Consider the following 20,892-nt stretch of genomic DNA (forward strand, 5'->3'; position numbering starts at 1 on the left):
GAATCCTACTTTATTTTATCACTAATCTTCTGTATAAATTGCTTTCTAATAAAAGGAGAAGTCATCGCTGCCAGAAGACTACCATAATCCAAGTTAAAATTGACTTCATCTCCCACCTGTAAATTCTGGTTATTGCTATCGAGAATAATATGATCGCTGCTAGATCCTAATATTTCTAATTTGCGATCGCATTTCAAGCCAGATACCAGAATATCCTGCCTTCCCAAAGCAATAATCGCTCTTTGGCGAATTCCTCGATCTTGGAAACTAGGAACATTGCCAAAAGCATCTTGACAAATCTCTCCAAATGGAAGAGATGGCTTTTTCTTGGACTCGATCACTTCAGCAACAAGTTGAAATGCACGGGTATGCAAACCTGGAATCGCTTTTCTACTAACAGTTTCACAACCTAAAAGAATTGATTCACCCAAGCGAATGTTGTTGATTTTACCGACATCTTCGGTGGACTTATACCACTCATAATTTGCCGAATTTCCGCCGGAAATTATCTCTAGACTAATCTGAAACTCTTTTTCAATCCTCTCAACCAGTTGAGATAATTCCTCCATATTTTTACTGTCTGGTTTTACTCCACCATAACAAGCTAAATTGCAGCCAATTCCAACTATTTTGATATGGGATAGAGTGAGAGTTTCCCTAATAAATTGAACAAGATCGCAAGGAAGTATCCCTTCACGCAGATCGCCTAACTCCACCATAATAATCACCTGATGATTTTTATTATGTACTTTTGCATAATAGGAAAGCTTCTTAAGAGTCTCAATCTCAGTATTGAGACTAATATCTACAATTTTGACAACAGATTCAGCCTGACTTAAAGGAGTTCTTAGCAGAACAAACTGAGTTGATATCCCAGCATTTTTCATTTTTTGAATGTTTTCAATGCGAGAGTCAGCAATAAATCTGACTCCGCCTTGAATCATTGCCTCGATAATAGAAGGTTCTCCTAGCACTGCTTTAGAAACACCCATCAAGGAAATACCTTTTTGCCCATAAAGTTCGGATAGCATCCTGGCATTATCCCGTATTTGGGATAGGACAATTTCTATTCTCGGCATGAATGATTTCATCTATTCTTTCCAGACGAGTACGTCTACCTCGTTGCCAATACAGGAATTTTTTCTAAATTCCCCAGCTTGATTTTTTGAGCCAATTTGGGAAAATGCTTACCCAATATTTGAACAAGTTTTTGGCATCCATGGGTTAATACATCCGTTGTTGGCAATTTAAGCCGCGTCTCATAATCCTTGATAACTTTCAAAATTTCTTCGTCTGTTAGGTTTTCATGGCTTAATGTAATCGCCATCACTGTAGATTGAGAAATCGCTTCGATAAGTTTAATTTCGCTCTCAACATTGGGCATTGCCAAATGAGGAAAATCGCACCGGAACTTCCTCCCAGGTGGATGTTGAAGGATAATACCATCAGGCATACTTCCTTTTAAGATACCAATGGAACTCATAAAAGCCGGATGACTAACTGCACTCTGCCCCTCAACTAAAATGATGTCGGGACTTTCATTTTCAAATGATTGAATAACAGAGTTTTCTATTTCACCAATTACAAACTGGGAAATAAGAGCATCCATGGCTACTCCATACATCGATCCTTGCATTAAACTGGTTTGCCCTGTGGCAACCATGATCGATTTTATCCCTAGGTTGTTGAGGGTTTGGTTTAATTCCACTGCGGTAGTCATTTTCCCACAGGCGCAATCTGTTCCTAATATGGCAATTACAGGAACGTTTACTTTTGATATTTGTCCAGTGAAGACATGTAAATCTTTTAAATTTGGCGGTTTTCTGATGTCTTTTATTTGGATTCCGCACTGGGCAGCCATCTCTATGAATTCTCGATCTTCAGAAAAGAATTCATGTAATCCGTTAATTATATCCATTCCTTTTTCCATAGCTTCTAAGATGAGAAGCCTTTCTGGAATGGATATACGAGCATCTAAGGGAGCTTTGCCATAGATATAGCAACTTGGAATTTTTGGGAGCTGCTCCAAAGCTTCATCTAAGTTAGCAAAAATGGGAATATAATTCCTTTTATCGTCTAATTCTTCACCCGCATCCTTACCAGCCAAGGAACTATCAATCACCCCAACAATGGTATAAGTCTCAGAGTGTCGAACCAAACCTGCGGCGGTTTTTCCGTCCATTAAGCCAAATTGATTTTCGCAGTAAATCAAGGCCGTCTTTTTCACGGTTGCCATTAAATTAATTTCCCTCTATTTATTGTCAAACATTCAAGAAGTTTTTTGAAGTTGCTAAACTTCTCGAAAATTCCATGCCTTATCTCTATGCGAAGAGTTCGCATATACCTCGTTGAGTCTTGTAATTTCTTTTTATATCAGTCACCCATGTTAGGAAAAGGGGATGGCAGCCCCTTGTTGAAATTTGCTAGCTTATAATTTCCTAACTCTTGTGGCGGTTGCTATTTTAGAAAAAAAGCTCAAGAAAACCCATGCAGTAAAAACTACATAATTTAGTTGATTTTTTAAAAGCCTAAGTCATGTTAATTTTGCAGCGGAAAGCTCAGACCTTAATTGAGTTTTGTTTTAAACTTAGCTTGTATTAATTATAACTCATAACTTGCACCATTAAGCTGATTAGCAGCTAAATTGAATAATTTAGCTGCTGTAACCCTTTCCTGGCTTAGATCCTAGTATCAAATGACATATATTCTTATCAACAAGTCGAAAAACCTAATCCCCCAGCCCCCTTCGCCAGGTGCAAGTTATGAGTTACATTCGACACCTACAGGTTCATACTGCTTCAGCAATAACCTTTCCAATTTCTTGAGGAGTTGCACCTGTTGCTAGCATCGCACGTATTAGCAGTTCAATCGAAACTGAAGCATCGCCATTCTCCGCTTTAGCGATACGTGGTTGACTTGAATGAATTTTCTGGGCTAATTCAACTTGTGTCATTACCTTTTGTCGTCGTGCTTTCAAATTCCGACTGAGCGCTAATTTGATTTCAATCAGGGCGTTTTCTTCCGGCGTTAGCTCCAAAAATTCTGAAGCTGTACCAACCTTCCAACCCCTCGCTTCTAACCGTTCTTTTTTTAGTCTATCCATAATTAATCTTGTGTATCTGTACTCAATACGCGCTTCTTGGCTAAAGGGTGGAGTTTTAACCTCACCGCGCAACCAAATTAAAGGTTTGTAATTATCGCTCATGCCTAATTTTATACCACATCTGATATCGTGTAATTGCTGCCAGCAGCCCAACAAGTCGCTACAGCCGACTCCCGATAAGTTATCTGCCGCCGCTTGCTTAAACCTAACATTGTAAAAAAATACTAAATCTCGCTCGGAATATACAGGAATTCATGAGACAATCAACAGTCCAGATGTAGATTGTGGCAATTGGTAGCCCAGCCTGCCTCGTTTTTTCTCAGGATACTCAAGATGACAACAGATATAGAACGTTTTTGTGTAAAATTCTTAGCTAGACCAGAAACCAATATTGATGAGGCGAAGTTCATTGAGATTTTTCATGAATGGATTCGCTTGCACAAGCTTGAAGGTACTTTAATTGATGTCGCAGATTATCGCCATGTACCCAATGGTCCGGGGATTATGTTGATTACTCATGACGTTAACTATGCCATGGATTGGGCAAATGGTGAGTTTGGTTTGTACGCTCAACGGAAGTTGGGTGAAGGAGAAACTCACAAAGATCGTATTTTAGGATTGGCAAAGGCGACAGCAACTTTTGGCGCTTTGCTGGAATCCGATAGCCGAGTGGCAGGGAACTTGAGTTTGGAAGGTGGTAAGTTTTACTATATGTCTAACGATCGTTTAAAAGTTCCCAATACTGAGGAAGCTTTCACTGCGATTAAACCAGATTTGGAAGCTGTTGCTGCGGAACTTTATCCTGGTAAAACTGTTTCTATTACTCGCAAAGAAAATGATATCCGCGATCGCTTAACTGTAGTGGTTGAGGTGGAAAACTCTGTGGATATCGGCAGTTTGGCTTAAGCCGCATAAGAGGCTGTTTGTCAATAAAAACAGGACTTACGCAAAGCCTCTATCTGTAGGTGCGTTATCCTTTGCTAACGCACCATCCACACTATAAGTAGCGTCGCTGCGTAAGTCCTGACTATTTCAACGCAACGTGGTTATTAACTGTCCAATTCAGAATGGGATAGAATCTCTTTCCTAAAATCTAACCATCCCGTCATCGCTTCTGAATTAGATCCTACCCTTTTTTTCAGTAAAATAACTCCATCTTCAAACCCAATGATTCCATACTCCTTATCCCCAATAACTCGATCGATCAGTGCCACAATTACTTTTAACTCATTCCGTTCCCCATCAAATGCTACTTGATACTGCTGCAATTGCCAAAGATCCGCAATGGCATAGTCTACTTTGATAACTTCCTCTCCATCATTCCGTAACTCTAATCCAGGTAATCGGATAATTTCTCTTCTGCTGGATAGATGGGGAATAATATAAGTTGTGGCAGAAACACTAGCCTCGGCTGGGATTTGTGCCAATAATGGTCGGAATTGAGCAACATGATGCCATTGTTTAGGTAAGGAAATGTAAACTAAAGGATCGAAAGAATCAGGCAATACAAAATAAAAGGCTCGATTCAGTGCTGAAGTGCTAGAAGTGAATGAGAAAAATAAGGTGAGGCTTATACAGAACACCCAAAAGCGTCTAAATAATGATTTCTTAAATAAGTATTGGTGAGTTGACCACCAAATAATCGCTCCATAAAATATTCCTGGCACTACTGTCATCGCATAGCGAATATTAATCGATAGTACTGATTGCCCCTTGCCTAAGAATAGTTTTAGTAAAGGAAATCCGGCAACAATCCAAGATTCTGGCGCAAGTGCAGGAATAAAAGCCAAAGGCAACCATTGACCTAATAAATAATTAATTGTGCGACCTGGAGGTGAGACAATTTCCACTAATAAACGCCAAGGATTGCTCACCATTCCCCAGATAATTTCTAGGGTAGATGCTTCATCTCCTTCTGCATATTGACCAAAGCGTTCCATCATAAACCGCTGAGAAATATCAGCAGAAAATAGCGGCATAATTAAATTGGTGAGGAGGATAGTGTAACCAAAGCTAATGGTACAAACCGCTAATCCAGTACGGGGATAACGTTTGCTGAGAACCATGTAAACTCCCACACCAAATAACCCAATACTCGCATCTTCTCGGACTGCTAAAATTAACAGAAATAACACCCAAAATAACCACCACCAGCGTTTCTCCATTGCTAGCAGCAATCCGAACATAAATAGAGGAATCTGGCAGATATCGTGGAAGTTGGATAAAGTAGGACCAATGACAGCATTAGCGCAGTAAAAGCTAATAGTAATTATTGTAGATAAACGAGGTTCTAGATATTGTCTAGCAAGAACGTACAAAACTAAACCCGCAGCACTAACTAAAGTTGCTTGTAAAACTGTGAGGGTGGCCGGAGAAGGAAATAGAGCATATAAGGGCAACCAAAGCAATAGGGCTGGTGTAAAATGTTGCCCTAAACGGTGATAGTATACTTCTGGAACTTCCCCCTGATGGACGACATTCGTAGAAAGCTGCGAGGAAAGGGAACTCTGGAAAAAGTGACCATGAATACCATTCCAGAAGACTTGATTAAAAATTCCTTGGTCGTAGGTGGAATAAAAGGTATAGTGTCGATGGAGGGTTAAACTCAGGGTTAATCCAAAAAAGACTAGACATGCTATTACGTGCGGCTGCGCTAACATCCGAGCGGTTGCTAACCTTAGCGCTTGCACTTTCGGCAATTTCAATCCCATCACTTACCTGTAAACGTTAGACTTAGATCCTGCGCCATTCTCAACAAACTGTTTTTTGTAGGGTGGGCACTCCCTAAGATAACTCGAAAAGCCCAAAATTACGTGAGGGGGGAGTGCCCACCCTACAGTTATTGAAAGACGTGCAAGATCTCAGTTAGACCAAGTTCAAGCGTCTCATGTTCCTTGTCAGAACTCAAGACACGCCCTAGGAATATTCTGATGGTTAATGTGAAGTAGGCAGAGTATTTTACCCTCTGATGTTAGGATTAAACAATTCCGTTAATAATTTTCGGTCTAAGTGTTACCAAAATGACTTCAGATACAATATCCGCAGACAATCAGCTTCCTTGGTATGAGGGACCAGATGGCACTTGTACTCTTGATGAGCCAACACTGGTTAACATGGGTGAAGAGAAGCCACTTCACTTGATGTTCCCTATCCAGTGGGATTTGGTGCGAGAGGCTTTACCTGATGCGATCGCAATGGCAAACGATCTCAATGCGATGTTAGTCCTGTTAATCTATGGAGAAGCTGCTGATACCGAAATTGCCTCGTTAATTGTTGAATTTGCGTCTAATGAGGTACTTCCCCTTTGGATTGGAGAGCGAAACCGGAAGAAGGTAGAAAGGATTATCGAAATACTTTCCACTCCAATTCAGGTAAATGAATGAACTAGATTCTGAACTCAGAATATGAGTAATTAGAAAGAATAGTTTTGAGTTTTCAGTCACAAGTCTTAATTCAAAACGGACTCCGTCCCACTGTGCTAACAAAACTCAATTTTTTTTCCGTTCAAGCTTTTGTCTGGTACTTAGAATGATATTCTGATCAAGAGATTACTTCTGGCTGCACTCTCGTAGGCGTTTGTTGATTCACCGTTTCGTTCAGAACTTTCATCTGAGCCTGCATTTGCTGAAGTTGACTTTGAAGTTGAGCAATAGCGGCAGAATCTAATTTAATTTCCTCTTTAGGAGGAGTGAATGTCTGTTTCTTGGCATAACCCATGTAACTTTGGGCTGAAGTAAACTTAGATGCGGCTGTTTGGACATTCCCCTGTTGGGATTTCATTGGTTGATGATCGAGATGTGAGGTCATAATAATCAGCGGTTTAACCGTCGTAGACTCCTCAGAGGTGATAAAATTGGTCTGTTGTGGTTCTGGTTTTACTTCCGGCTTCACCACCTGGGAAGGTTTTGGTTTCACCTCTTCAGTCACCACGGGAAATACTTGTGGGTTGGTTTCCTCTTTTAACAACTCTTCTAATTCCAGTTTGATTTCCTCATCCAAAAATGGGGCTAGTCCAGATGCTGTCAAGTGGGATTCTGAGACTTTGAGATTCTCTAATAGTTTTTCCTTTTCTTTGAGATCTTGCTCCAAAGTGGATAATTTCTTCTTAGTCTCAGCCGATTTGTCAGAAGATGCTCGCCATCCTGATAGTGCTACACTCGCAGTCCCTGCTGCTAAACTGACGAGACTTGCCAATCCCAGATAAGGGAGTGCGATATCTCTTAGTTCACCGGAAAATACTGATTCTTCCTGAGATTTGATGTCTATTGGCTGTCTGCCAAAAATCATCATGGGTAAACTGAGGACACCAAAGACTGTTGCCGAGATGACTAAAGGTGTAATGACGAATCGTCTAAGTGGAGATGCGGTCATAATGAGTAGGTCCTATTGACAATTTCCGATATTGGTAGACTATGAAGATTCGGTAAAAATGGCAACAATTAATTCTGTCGATAACTCCTGTTTGAGATTAATCTTTAGTCAGAGAAATTAAGCTGTTTGGTTTTGGGTTTCCTTTCTCTAAATTAATATATTTTCGACCCAAATGTAATTTAGTTTTATGAAGATTCCATGAAGTTGGCTGGTACTGATAGTCCTTCGCTCGAAATAGGTGAGAGGTAAGAGGTGAGAGGTGAGAGGGAAGGGGTGAGAGGAAAGAGGGACAAAGGAATATATAGCAAAAGTCACCCATTCACCCATTGAAATGCCTCCTGTGACTTAGTTCTGACGTTTGAGGATGTCTGAACCGACTCGATCGACTGCGATAGAACTAAAATACCCGATAGTTTACTAATGGAAACTTTAATATAGAGCGGATCTCAATTACATAATGCGATCGCGATCTCATGAAAGGACGATCTAGATCGCTATAATAATGGAATCTATCAACGGTGTTATCGGTAACATTTTCATTCTCAGGGTTAGCAGCTTTATATGGCAGGGACGTGGGAATGTAACCAAAGTTCCCCAACGATAAACTAGGAAGAAAGGAGTTACTCTGCTTTGGGGCTAGAGCCACACTAGGCGCGGTGGGGAACCGAATTGGGATAGATATTGTCAAGATAGCCCGGTTGACAGACAGGAAATACTCACCAGTGTTAGCAAGTCATAAATCCAGGGAACTGCACCTCTATCGTCTGGGCAACTTAACCGCTTCATTATTTTCACAAAGCTATGTCTAGATTTTTTATGTACCCAATATTCTGGCTAAGTGACCTTATATCGGCAATTATACCGAAGATTGGGGGTAATTTGAACAAAGTTACTCCTAGGTTGAAACGGACTAATTTCAAACTATACTCCAGAATTATCTGGTTCGGGTTAGCGCTCTTATTCTCCTGCCTAATTGGATTTGTTTTGCCTTATCTAAGTCGCGTGGATGCGACTAACTCACCGATAACCATTCAGCTACCCCTATCTACTCGCGGTGCAAAAATTGTGGATGCTGCGGGTAAAACCATACTCCTTAGAGGAACAAACTGGTTTGGTATCGAGACAGAAATGCACGCGCCTCATGGGTTGTGGAAACGGGATTACAAAGAGATGCTGGCTCAGATCAAAACTTTGGGATACAATACAATTCGGCTTCCTTATTCTGTAGCCTCTCTCAGATCTTCGGTAATAGGTGGCATTGACTACAGCATTGGTGCTAACGCAGATTTTCAGGGAAAATCGCCTCTGGAAGTGATGGATTTATTAATTCAAGAAGCTGAACGTCAAGGATTAATGATTCTCTTGGATTCTCACCGACTAAACGACAAGACTATTCCTGAATTATGGTACGGAGATGGCTTTACTGAAAAAGACTGGATTGATACATGGATAATGTTAGCTCAACGCTACAAAAACCAGCTTAATGTGATTGGTGCAGACTTAAAAAATGAACCTCATGGCAAGGCTAGCTGGGGAACTAATGACCGTGCTACCGACTGGCGACTCGCCGCAGAACGTGCTGGCAATGCGATTCAGGCGATCGATCCAAATTGGTTAATTGTCGTTGAAGGGGTGGAAAAAAACGTCCCTGGTCAAAAATTACCTATTCATTGGATGGGTGGAAATCTTGAGGGTGTGGCTCGTTTTCCGGTACGCTTGTCTCGTCCGAATAAGTTAGTTTACTCTCCCCATGAATATGGACCAGGAGTTTTTAATCAACCTTGGTTTTCCGATCCAAAATTTCCTGCTAATCTCTACAGTCGCTGGGAAATTGCCTGGAATTATATTGCCACGAAAGGAATTGCTCCTATCTATATTGGCGAGTTTGGGGGAAGGCAAGTAGACGGGGACTCGAAAGAGGGTAAATGGCAGCAAAACCTGGTATATTTCGTGCAAAAAAAAGGTTTAAGCTTTACATATTGGAGTTGGAATCCTAACAGTGACGATACGGGCGGTATTCTATTGGATGATTGGTTAACAGTCGATCAATCTAAGCAACAACTGCTTCAGGGAGTCTTAATCGCCACTAACTTTTCTCATAGCGTCGCAGCAATTCCCAATCCTTCCCCAGTAGTTATTAATCCAACACCAATACCGAATCCTTCTCCCATAGTTATTAATCCAACACCAACACCGAATCCTATAGTTATTAATCCAATTCCAAGACTACCTCTGTCCAACCAACTACTGAATGTAATCTCTTACACTCCCTCTGATTGGCAAGAAGGATTTTGTACGAGCATTCAAGTTATTAATGAAAGCAATAGTGCTGTGCGTGACTGGCAAGTCTCGTTTAAAATGAATCAGGCGGCAATTAATCAGATTTGGAGTGGTAATTTCACTCGTCAAGGTTCCCAATATGTCGTCACTCCCTTGGATTGGGCGCGAATGATTGAACCTGGCCAAACTCGCGAGTTTGGATTTTGTGCTAATAAGCAAGGAGGAGACTACCAACCTCAACAAATATCACCTCAAGTTATTGGGTTAAACTCTAAATCTCAACCAAATTCAATTGTTTCGACTAATCCTAAATCTCAGCTAAAAGCTTCGGCAACAATGCAATCTGATTGGCAAGATGGATTTTGCATGAATTTGCAAGTAACCAATCCTGGCAATAGTAAGATTAGTGATTGGCAATTAAAATTCCAGATGAAGGATGCAGCGATTAATAATAGTTGGAATGGCAATTTCCAACATGAAGGATCTGAATATGTGGTAACGCCAATGGATTGGGGACGAGTTATTCAACCCAAACAAACTCGGGATTTAGGATTTTGTGCTAATAAGCTGGGGACTGATTATCAACCGCGACAGATATCGATCGCAGGTGATTAATCTCGGTTATAGTTAAAGTAAATAGATGGGGCACGGGCTAGCCTGTGCCCTAATTCGTTATACAGGGTTGAAGGAGGTGTGGGGAATGGGGAATAGGGAAGGAAAGTTTTGAGTTTTAACTGAAAACTCAAAAATTCTATGGAAGTTAAATCTGTGTTAGCTTATCCCGTCGCAGTTTCAACCCCCTCAATGTAGGAATTTATCGCTATGAGTCGAAACCGGATTCGTTGGTTATTAAAATTAGGGTTAGCAAATGCCTGGATTGCAATAATTTTCGGGGCATCTAACCGTAATGCCTTGGCTCAAATTATTCCTGATTCTACCGTAAATACTAATGTTAACCAATCTGGAAATATTTTCACTATTACCGGAGGTACACCTGTAGGAGGTAACCTATTCCACAGTTTTGAGGAGTTTTCCCCTCTCAGTGGTACTGAGGCATTTTTTGACTATAATGTGACGGATATTTCCAATATTATCAGTCGTGTCACTGGTAATAAAATATCTAATATTAATGGGCTTATCCACGCAAATGGTACGGCAAACCTATTTCTAATTAATCCTAATGGCATCGTTTTCGGTCCTGATGCTGCTCTCAATATCGGTGGTTCGTTTATTGCCAGCACTGCCGATAGTATTGAGTTTGCTGATGGCACTTCATTCAGTGCAAAAAATACCCAAAACCCACCATTCCTAAGTATTAATGTTCCCATCGGTTTGCAGTATGGGAGTAATGTGGCTGCTGTGGAAGTACAGCAATCTAATCTAGCAGTTTCACCTAATCAAACATTAGGCTTGTTCGGCGGTAATGTTACTATTAATGGGGGTAAATTACTTGCACCAGGGGGTCAAATTTCTCTAGGTGGATTAGTGGGAGAAGGAACGATTGGTATCCAAAATATTATCCCTTCCTTCCCGGCATCTGTCCAGCAGGGAAATGTGACTCTTAGCAATGGTGCAATGGCAAATGTCACCACAGCCACTAACGGCGGTAATATCGCAGTTAACAGCAATAATCTCAATATTTCTAGTGGTTCTCAACTCCTAGCCGGAATTACTACTAATAGTGGTATAGCAGGTGCTACTGCTGGAGATATTTTAATTAATGCGACGGGAGACATTAGCCTAAGTGATAGAAGTTTAATTGATAATACGGTGTCATCTGGTACATTGGGAAATGGGGGCAATATTAATATTACTGCTAATTCTCTTACTTTAACATCAGGGGCAAGAATTGCGACGGTGACTCAAGCCGCAGGAAAGGCGGGAAATATTGAAATCGATACTAATAATCTCGATATTTCTGGCTTTACATCTGATGGATTATTTAGTGGTATTCTCAGTCATTCTCAACCGATGAGCAGTGGTGCAACTGGCAATATTATTATTAATCAAAATAATAATCCCCAGGGAACTATTCGGTTAGCAAATCGGGGATTTATTGCCACAGCTACAGATAGCAGTAGTAATGGTGGTTTAATTGAGGTAAATGGGAAAGACATAATTTTAGAAAGTGGGGGACAAATTCTTACTTCTGCTACTAATAGTGGCAGTGCGGGAGATATTATAATTAATGCAACTGGCAGTGTCAAGATGATGGGGAGTAGCAATGATTTTATCACTTCTCCCTTTACAGGACTAACTGTATTTAATCTGGATAATTTACCATTCACTACTCAGTTTAACTCAGAGGTGGAATCGTCAGAGACGATTCCCCACATTTCTTTACAACGGACACCGGATCAAATTATTAGCGGTAAAACTGTATTAGCTACAGCCAATCAGGGATTTGACTATTATTCATTTACAATTAATCAACCGAATAGTCGGGTAATCATTGATATTGATGGCGGTAATGGCTATTTGAATATACCAGGAAGTTTAGATACAGAAATCGTTTTATTCAATAAAGATACAGGAGAAACAGTCGCCAATAATGATGATAATAATACAAGATTAGGTGGCGGGGGAAGTATAACTAATCAAGATTCTTATATTTCTACCACTTTGTCACCGGGGAATTATGTTATTGGTGTAGGTGAATTCGATGTGGTTCCTTCTAGCGTACACCTGTTAGAAGGAGATCGTATAGATAGGGGAGATACCTATACCCTTCAGGTTTCCTTGCCCAACCCTGGCAATGCGAATCCGATTTCCCCCAATCCTTTTAATCCCAACAATTTTAACCCAAATTATGGTAATAAAAGTGGTTTTGCTTCTGTGACTCAAACCTCTGGTAATACTGGTAGTTTAACTATTAATGCCGGACAGTTAGTGATGGAATCTGGGTCAAATATTACAGCAACAAGTTCCGGTGCAGGAAGCGTGGGTGGTATTACAGTTAATGCAGCTACTGTAAATATCGATAACTCGTCTGTCTTTAATACAACTCGTGATAAGGGTGATGCAGGCAGCATTATTATTAATACAGATAATCTAAATATGAACCATTTCGGTTTGCTTAATATTAGTAATTTTGGCAAGGGGAATACAGGTGATATTAGAGTTAATAGTATTAATGTAAATTTAGCTACTGGTGCGATAATCCAGAATAATACTTATGGGCAGGGAAATACAGGGCGGGTGATTATTAATGCTAGTGAAACGGTTGCTTTAGATGGACAAGTTAATGGAAGTCGTGGTGGTATCGCCAACATCGTTGCTGGAGATTCAGCCGTAGGAAATGCTGGGGGAATTGAAATAAATACTCGCTCATTTTTAGTGATAAATAGTGGGGCAGTCATTAGTAATACCTATGGAGAGGGGAATGGTGGTGATATTACGATTAATGCTAGCGATCGCGTTATTCTAGATGGCAGCTCGAATAATGGATTTACTTCTAGTTTATTGAATAGAGTTAGAGCGAGAGGTAGGGGTAATGCTGGAGATATCAATGTCACCACTCGCTTATTTTCTATGTCAAATGGCGCTCAATTAATCAACCGCACCGAAGGGATAGGAGATCCAGGTAATCTAAATATTAATGCTGATGAAATTATTCTCAATAATAGTACAATTTACAGTAGTGTAGAATCAACGGCAATTGGTAATGGAAGACAACTTAACTTGAATGCTAGAACAATTTCTCTCACCAACGGATCTAAAGTTAATGCTAGTACTTCTGGTATAGGAGATGCAGGTCAAATTTTCCTGGAAGCAACTCAATCTATTACTCTTAATAACAGCGAAATTTCTACAGGCGTAAATAATCAAGGTACTGGCAAAGGAGGAGATATTGAAATTAAAACACCTTCTCTGATTTTAGATAATCGCTCTTCTCTCACCGCCGCCACCGCCTCCGGAGAAGGGGGTGATATTCGCTTGCACCTAAATGACTTATTATTACTGCGACACAATAGTCAAATTACAGCTACGGCTGGAACTACAGGTGCAGGAGGAAATGGGGGGAATATTGAGATTAATGCCCCATTTATTGTGGCAATTCCGGGTGAAAATAGTGATATTACTGCCAATGCTTTTGAAGGGAATGGCGGGAAAATACAAATAACAGCAAACTCGATTTTTGGATTAGAGTTTAGAGACAAACTAACAGAATTAAGCGATATTACTGCTAGTTCTGAATTAGGAGTTGCTGGAGTTGTAGAAATTAACACCCTTAATGTTAATCCTAGTACGGGATTAGTGCAATTACCAGGAACATTAACAGATACAAACGACCAAGTAATTGTCGGCTGTGCAGCGGCGCGAGGTAATTCCTTTACAATTACTGGGCGTGGTGGATTACCAGAAGATCCGACAGCGACAATTCGCGGGCAAACGGTTTGGCGAGATTTGCGAGATTTTTCCTTAGCGAATGAAGGGGAAAATACCTCAGTTGTCAGAAATCAGTCTCCCATTACCAATTCTCAAAATCCTCAAACCTCGATTGGCGATTCTCATGGAGGTGTAAAAGCTGGTATAGTAGAAGCAACAGGTTTTGATCGAGATGAACAAGGAAATGTCCGCCTAGTTGCTCCTGATACCAATGGCAATCCTTCAGGTTACCAAGCCAGTTTACCTAATTGCCACCAACTATCATCCTTTGGAGTCCCGCAATAACAGTGAATAGGCAATAGAGAATAGAGAAGTTTCAATCAGGGTTAACTAACGGTTTACATCTACACATATATAAGATTGGATTATCGATAATTAATATTTGATATGCAGATCTTATATAAATGTCAATTTTCAACTTTTTACACTGGATAGTGAATAGCTGACAGGAAATAGGTATTTAACTGTCAACTACGATAGCTTATCCTTCTACAATTTCAACCTTTTTTAATCCCTTTGATCTGGAGGCCAATTAACATGAATTTTAACCGAATTCCTTTCTTATTAAAATTGGGATTAGTAAATACCTGGATTGCCCTAATTATTGGAGAATTGCATGTTAATGCTTTTGCTCAAATCATCCCCGATAATACTCTAAATACTAATGTTAACCAATCCGGAAATGTTTTCAATATTACCGGAGGTACATCTGTAGGGGGGAACTTATTTCACAGTTTTTCCGAGTTTTCTATAGCCAGTGGGAACAAAGCTTTTTTTGACTATAATGTGACAGATATTTCTCATATTATCAGTCGTGTAACTGGTAATAAAATATCGGATATCAATGGAATTATCCATGCTAACGGTAGTGCCAACTTATTTTTAATCAATCCTAATGGTATTGTTTTTGGTCCAAATGCTTCTCTAAATATCGGTGGTTCATTTATTGCCAGTACTGCCGATACTATTGAGTTTGCTGATGGCAATTTATTCAGTGCTAAAGATACCCAAACCCCACCATTACTAAGTATCAATGTTCCCATTGGTTTGCAGTATGGGAGTAATGTTGCTGGTATAGAAGTCCAGCAATCTAATCTTGCTGTTTCACCTAATCAAACATTAGCTTTATTAGGTGGAAACGTTACTATTAATGGGGGGAAATTACTTGCACCAGGGGGTCAAATTTCCCTAGGTGGTTTAGTGGGAGAAGGGACGATTAGCCTCCAAAATATTATCCCTTCTTTTCCGGCATCTGTCCAGCGAGGAAATGTGACTTTTACGAATAGTGCGATCGCAAATGTCACCACAACCACTAGCGGCGGTAATATTACAGTTTACAGCGATAACCTCAATATTGCTGGCGATTCTAAACTCCTAGCCGGAATTGCTTCTAATAGTGGTTTATCAGGCGCTATTGCTGGAGATATTTTAATTAATGCGACTGGAGACATTAGCATAAGTGACAAGAGTTTAATTGCCAATACGGTGTCATCTAGCGCATTGGGAAATGGCGGTAATATTCAGATTACTGCTAATTCCCTTGCTTTAACATCGGGAGGGAGAATTGAGACGATTACTCAAGCCACAGGAAAGGCGGGAAATATTGAAATTAATACTAATAATCTCGATATTTCTGGTTTCACATCTGATGGACTCTTTAGTGGTATTCTCAGTTACTCTGAAACAGTTAACAGTGGTGCAACTGGCAATATTCTTATTAATCAAAATAATAATCCCCAGGGAACTATTCGGTTAGCTAATCGCGGATTTATTGCCACTGCTACTGATAGTAGTAGTAATGGTGGTTCAATTGAGGTAAATGGCAAAGACATAATTTTAGAAAGTGGTGGACAAATCCTCACTTCGGCTACGAATACTGGCAGTGCGGGTGATATTTTAATTAATGGAACAGGCACTGTTAATATTAATGGAAGCAGTCAAGACTTTATTTCTTCTCCTTTTAGTGTTAACGATGATATTACTGTTTTGCCTCTCGATAATTTATCATTTCGTACTGATTTTAATCCAGATATTGAAAAATCTGGTTCCGGAGGAATTCCTTACGTTTCCGTGCAACGTACCCCAGATCAAATTGCGAGCGGAAAAACTGTTTTAGGGACAGCTACAGATGGATTTGATTATTACTCATTTACAGTCAACGCGCCCAATAGTAGAGCAATTTTCGATATTGATGGAGGAAATGGTTATAGCAATCTGCCCGGAAGTCTAGATACCATGCTTTTTCTATTCAAGCCAACTACAGGCGAAGTTATTGGTTTTAGTGACGATTCCCGTGTCGCATCGGGAGGAAGTGGAAGTCTTGTTAGTCAAGACTCTTACATTTCTACTCTATTATCAGCCGGAACTTATGTAATTGGCGTAAGTGAATTTAATGCAATTTCTTCTAGTTTAAACTTGCTAGAAGGCAATCGCATCGATCGAGGAGATACCTATACCTTACATGTTTCCTTACAAAATCATGGTGGTATAACACAAATACCACCTACTATACTACCCTCGAATTCCCATGACTTTAACCCCAATTATGGCACAAGTAGCGGTTTAGTATCTCGAAGTACTAATTCTGGCAATACAGGTAAAATAACAATTAATACTCCGCAATTAACTATGGGATCTACTTCAGAGATTGCGGCAACTGTTTCTGGTACAGGAAAAGTAGCAGATATTACAGTTAATGCCAGGAATATCGATATTAATAATGGGATAATTTCTAATACTACTCGTGGTAGTGGTGACACCGGAAATATCTTAATTAATGCAGAAGATGTGAATTTAAACAATTCCACTGTCATAAAAATCAACAGTTTTGGACAAGGAAATACAGGTGATATTAGACTTAATGCTGCTAACGTAAGGCTTCTTCAAGGTGCGCAACTTGATAACAACACTTATATTCATGGAGACACAGGTAAGATTATTATTAATGCTAGAGAGAGTGTTTTATTAGATGGAGAATTCAACGGAAGTACATCCAATATTTTTAATATTGTTGCTAGTCCATCAGCGGTGGGAAATGCGGGAGGCATTGAAATTAATACGGGTTTATTGTCCCTAAACAATGGTGCTTCAATCAATTCCACAACTTACGGCAAAGGCAATGCGGGCGATATTACAATTAATGCTAGAGACAGTGTTTTATTAAATGGAAGGGCTAATAGTGGCAGAGGATCTGGTTTATTTAATCGAGTCAGAGGTACGGGTAGGGGTGATGCTGGCGATATCAATATTACCACTAATATATTCTCGATGACTAACAGTGCCCAAGTCTTCAGCCGCACAGAAGGAATTGGCAATGCGGGCAGCACGGCTATTAATGCGAAAGACATTTTTATCGATCGCAGTACAATCGCTAATAGCGTTGAGAATGGAGCGATTGGTAATGGTGGAATTTTGAATTTTAATGCTAGCAATATTTCTTTAACTAATGGATCTAAAGTAACTGCTAGCACTGCCGGAAAAGGAGATGCAGGTCAAATCTTGATCCAAGGGAATGATTTAGTTTACCTGAATAATAGCCAGATTTCTACTGCCGTAACTTCTCAAGGAATAGGTAGAGGTGGCAATATTGGCATTAAAGCCGATGATTTAATTTTAGATAATCAATCTGCGATTACAGCGGCTACAGCTTCAGGGCAAGGTGGGGATATTAACCTCAAACTAAATGACTTGTTACTGCTACGTCGCAATAGCCAAATTACAGCGACAGCGGGAACGGGTATAGGTGCAGGAGGAGATGGGGGTAATATTGAGATTAATGCCCCATTTATTGTGGCAATTCCTAGTGAAAATAGCGATATAACCGCCAATGCTTTTGAAGGAAATGGAGGTAACATAAAAATAACCGCGAACTCGATTATTGGATTAGAGTCTAGAGATAAACTAACGCCTTTCAGTGACATTACTGCTAGTTCCGAATTAGGAGTTGATGGCGTTGTCGAAATTAACACTCTCAATGTTAACCCCAATAATGGATTAGTTCAACTACCAGAAACATTAACAGATCCCAGCGATCAAGTGGTTGCAGGTTGTGCCGCAGCCAAAGGAAATTCCTTTACAATTGCAGGGCGAGGTGGCTTACCAGAAGATCCCACAGGAATAATTCGCGGACAAACTATTTGGCGAGATTTGCAAGATTTTTCCTTAGCGAATGAAGGAGAAAATACCTCAGTTGTCAGAAATCAGTCTCCCATTACCAATTCTCAAAATCCTCAAACCTCGATTCTTGATGCGCAGGGAAATGCAAAAGCTGGTATAGTAGAAGCAACAGGTTTTGATAAAGATGAACAAGGAAATATCCGCCTAGTCGCTCCTGATACTAATGGCAGTCCTTCAGGTTACCAAGCCAGTTTACCCAATTGCCACCAACTGTCATCTACTGATTCGCCCGGGATTTTTGGGTTAGTACCAACTCAAGGTACTCTCAAGAATTCCCTCAGCGAAATTAACGCTAGTTCCCAAACCGGAATTCAGGGAATTGTCACCATTAATAATCCGGAATTAGATCCCACTTCTGGCTTAGTGAAATTACCAGAAGAGGTGAGTGATTCCACCAACCAAATTGTAGTTGGTTGTGCCGCAGCACAGGGTAATTCTTTTACAATTACTGGGCGTGTCAGAGTACTTTCCTGATTTATTATGGGCACAGCTTAACAATTTTTTACTTTTTATCCAACTTGAGGTACAGCCGTTTTCTAGGGTAAGAGGAGATCTTTTCCCACCCTATTTCCTTGACAGTAGCGATCAACTTTTGCCAAGATGGACTAAAGTATCTTTTAATGATTCGCATCCATCATCTAAGGTAGCACTGCCATGAATCAACCTACTCCCCATCAAACACCAGCCATCTCCAATGCTAATACTGAAGTACCTCACGCTGGGAATAGCGATCGCCAAAATCCGCCCCATTCCCCAAAAGCTGTTTTATCCACGAGTCGAGAAGAATTTTATGGACAAGATCTGGAACACAACCCTTTAGAATTGATTATTAAAGAAGGACTGACAGAAAATCAGTGTCAACTACCAGATGATCTACAGGGTCATGTATTTATTGTCGGTGCAGTGGGTTATATCAATTCTTACAAACCAGATCCAAAAAATTACCCCTTTGTTGTTGAACCTGCTAACGATGGAGAAGGTTGGACTTCCCTGATTAATGGCGAGGGTATGATTTACCGCTTGGACTTTCATCAAACCACTCAAAATGCTAGTACTGGTGAACTAAAAAAAGAACCTGGCAAAGCATGGATGGCAACTCGGATCGTCAAAACGCCAGACTACTATGCAGACACAGCACTTGAGACCAAACTTGAAACCAATCCCATTTATAAAGAAAAGTTTTCCTCTTATGAAGATTGGTTTCTCAAGTTCAGGAATTTTGGTTTAACCCGTGTATCTTTACTACTAGGCGCTCGTAATTACCTGAATACAGCATTTCTACCTATGAAATTTTCTAATGGTAGCGAACGTTTGTTAGTAACTTGGGATGTTGGTCGTCCTTACGAAATCGATCCTTGTACTCTAGGACTTGTGGCACCGATAGGATGGAATAAACAATGGCAGCCCCTGATTAAACAAGATCTATTAAATTGGGTATTTACCCCCCTTTTGAGTGCAGCGCATCCTGTATTTGATAGAGATAAAAATGAAATGTTTACAGTCAATGGTAGTAAATCATTAGGCACTATTTTGGGGATATTGCGTTTAGCAAGGTTTGATGCTAAGGAATTTACCGATCGCTTCGTGAAAATTCCGATTATTAAAAATATCGTAGCCTTTTTTATTACCTGGGGCTTAAGCATTATCCTTGAGATTTTACTTTACCTGGTGCGATTTTTATTCGGAATTCAAGGTGAAGATTTTCTCTGTCTTACTCGCTGGAATGGTTCTGGTACTGATGTTAAGCAATGGCAAGTTCTAGATGAGAACAATCAGCCGTTAAGAATTTTGCAAAGTTTGCATCAAATGGGGATAACAGAAAACTATACAGAACCAAGCTTGTCAGCACTTTATGATTGACCATTTTAAATCTAAAGAATCAAAAGAAAAAGAATACCTTTTTTCTCTTTCACTCTATGCCTGGGCAGGATTCCAGCCTAATCAGTTTACTGATATATACTGGAATTGCTGGGGAACTTGGCCGGAACTCTTGAGTAAATTTATCTTTGAGATGTACAAAGACTACAAATATCGAAAAATCTCTGTCAAAGAGATACTCAAAAACATTCAAGAGGGTAAGTCTGCTAATCTCCTACGACTCCACGCGGATCGCACCTCAACGCCCCCAAAACTAACCATTGAAGATTATTACCATTTTCCCCAAGGTTATTTTGGTAATTCTCCTCAGTTTATCCCTCGCCCCAATACTGATGATCCTACCAATGGTTATATTGTGTGCATGGTTCTCTACGATATCAAGGCTCCGTCTGATGGAAATGCCCCCTATAATCCTCTGGTTGAGAAAAAGTGTGAACTGTGGATTTTTGATGGTCAAAACTTGAGTGATGGGCCTCGCTATCGCCTCAGCCATCCTAGATTAGATATGGGCGTAACTATCCATACAACCTGGTTAAGTAAACTGGAAACACCCCCACCCAGAACAGACTACAGTGTGCGGAAAGATTATGAAGACTTGGTGAAGAAAACAGGTTCAGAAGCGATCGCGATATTATTCAATGATGATATTTACCCTCACTTTGAAAACTAGGAGAACATAATGATTACACTCATAT

Annotated in this window: 12 protein-coding genes; 7 read left to right on the forward strand and 5 right to left on the reverse strand. The window is 40.1% G+C overall.

What is annotated here, in order from left to right; translation table 11 throughout:
- Positions 1 to 5 precede the first annotated feature (5 nt).
- From NJ959_RS00325 to NJ959_RS00335, 3 genes are all read right to left on the reverse strand, one after another.
- Positions 6 to 1,091 (reverse strand): alanine/ornithine racemase family PLP-dependent enzyme, encoded by a 1,086-nt coding sequence (locus NJ959_RS00325; RefSeq protein WP_373693571.1) that lies wholly within the window; start codon positions 1,089 to 1,091, stop codon positions 6 to 8.
- 23 nt (positions 1,092 to 1,114) lie between these two features.
- On the reverse strand, positions 1,115 to 2,236 hold the full coding sequence (locus tag NJ959_RS00330) for an N-acetyltransferase DgcN family protein (protein ID WP_254009746.1): 1,122 nt from the start codon (positions 2,234 to 2,236) through the stop codon (positions 1,115 to 1,117).
- A 552-nt stretch (positions 2,237 to 2,788) separates the two neighbouring features.
- A complete protein-coding gene (locus tag NJ959_RS00335) occupies positions 2,789 to 3,103 on the reverse strand; it encodes a helix-turn-helix domain-containing protein (protein WP_373693573.1) in 315 nt (104 codons plus the stop codon).
- A gap of 333 nt (positions 3,104 to 3,436) precedes the next feature.
- Here NJ959_RS00335 and NJ959_RS00340 point away from each other — a divergent pair, with 333 nt between their 5' ends.
- Positions 3,437 to 4,009 (forward strand): hypothetical protein, encoded by a 573-nt coding sequence (locus NJ959_RS00340; protein WP_254009748.1) that lies wholly within the window; start codon positions 3,437 to 3,439, stop codon positions 4,007 to 4,009.
- Positions 4,010 to 4,152: 143 nt separating this feature from the next.
- On the opposite strand, the gene NJ959_RS00345 is transcribed toward NJ959_RS00340, so the two are convergent.
- Positions 4,153 to 5,763 (reverse strand): DUF2079 domain-containing protein, encoded by a 1,611-nt coding sequence (locus tag NJ959_RS00345; protein ID WP_254009749.1) that lies wholly within the window; start codon positions 5,761 to 5,763, stop codon positions 4,153 to 4,155.
- Positions 5,764 to 6,123: 360 nt separating this feature from the next.
- Between NJ959_RS00345 and NJ959_RS00350 the strand changes: the two genes are divergently transcribed.
- Positions 6,124 to 6,486, forward strand: coding sequence for a hypothetical protein (locus tag NJ959_RS00350; RefSeq protein WP_254009750.1), 363 nt, complete (start codon positions 6,124 to 6,126; stop codon positions 6,484 to 6,486).
- 157 nt (positions 6,487 to 6,643) lie between these two features.
- Here the strand turns inward: NJ959_RS00350 and NJ959_RS00355 are convergent, their stop codons facing one another.
- A complete protein-coding gene (locus NJ959_RS00355; RefSeq protein WP_254009751.1) occupies positions 6,644 to 7,474 on the reverse strand; it encodes a hypothetical protein in 831 nt (276 codons plus the stop codon).
- Positions 7,475 to 8,458: 984 nt separating this feature from the next.
- Here NJ959_RS00355 and NJ959_RS00360 point away from each other — a divergent pair.
- From NJ959_RS00360 to NJ959_RS00380, 5 genes are all read left to right on the forward strand, one after another.
- On the forward strand, positions 8,459 to 10,369 hold the full coding sequence (locus NJ959_RS00360; RefSeq protein ID WP_254009752.1) for a cellulase family glycosylhydrolase: 1,911 nt from the start codon (positions 8,459 to 8,461) through the stop codon (positions 10,367 to 10,369).
- Between the two features lie 207 nt (positions 10,370 to 10,576).
- A complete protein-coding gene (locus NJ959_RS00365; RefSeq protein WP_254009753.1) occupies positions 10,577 to 14,428 on the forward strand; it encodes a two-partner secretion domain-containing protein in 3,852 nt (1,283 codons plus the stop codon).
- Positions 14,429 to 14,680: 252 nt separating this feature from the next.
- Positions 14,681 to 18,793: a DVUA0089 family protein gene (locus tag NJ959_RS00370; RefSeq protein WP_254009754.1), complete on the forward strand. Its 4,113-nt coding sequence runs from the start codon at positions 14,681 to 14,683 to the stop codon at positions 18,791 to 18,793.
- A gap of 180 nt (positions 18,794 to 18,973) precedes the next feature.
- The gene (locus NJ959_RS00375; protein WP_254009755.1) at positions 18,974 to 20,179 is read left to right on the forward strand and encodes a carotenoid oxygenase family protein; all 1,206 of its coding nucleotides are present in this window, start codon (positions 18,974 to 18,976) and stop codon (positions 20,177 to 20,179) included.
- Positions 20,172 to 20,867, forward strand: a complete 696-nt coding sequence (locus NJ959_RS00380) for a carotenoid oxygenase family protein (protein ID WP_254009756.1) — start codon at positions 20,172 to 20,174, stop codon at positions 20,865 to 20,867. Before NJ959_RS00375 ends, NJ959_RS00380 begins: the two co-directional genes overlap by 8 nt.
- Positions 20,868 to 20,892 lie beyond the last annotated feature (25 nt).

The sequence above is a fragment of the Limnofasciculus baicalensis BBK-W-15 genome, assembly GCF_024178385.1.
Classification (GTDB): Bacteria; Cyanobacteriota; Cyanobacteriia; order Cyanobacteriales; family Coleofasciculaceae; genus Limnofasciculus; species Limnofasciculus baicalensis.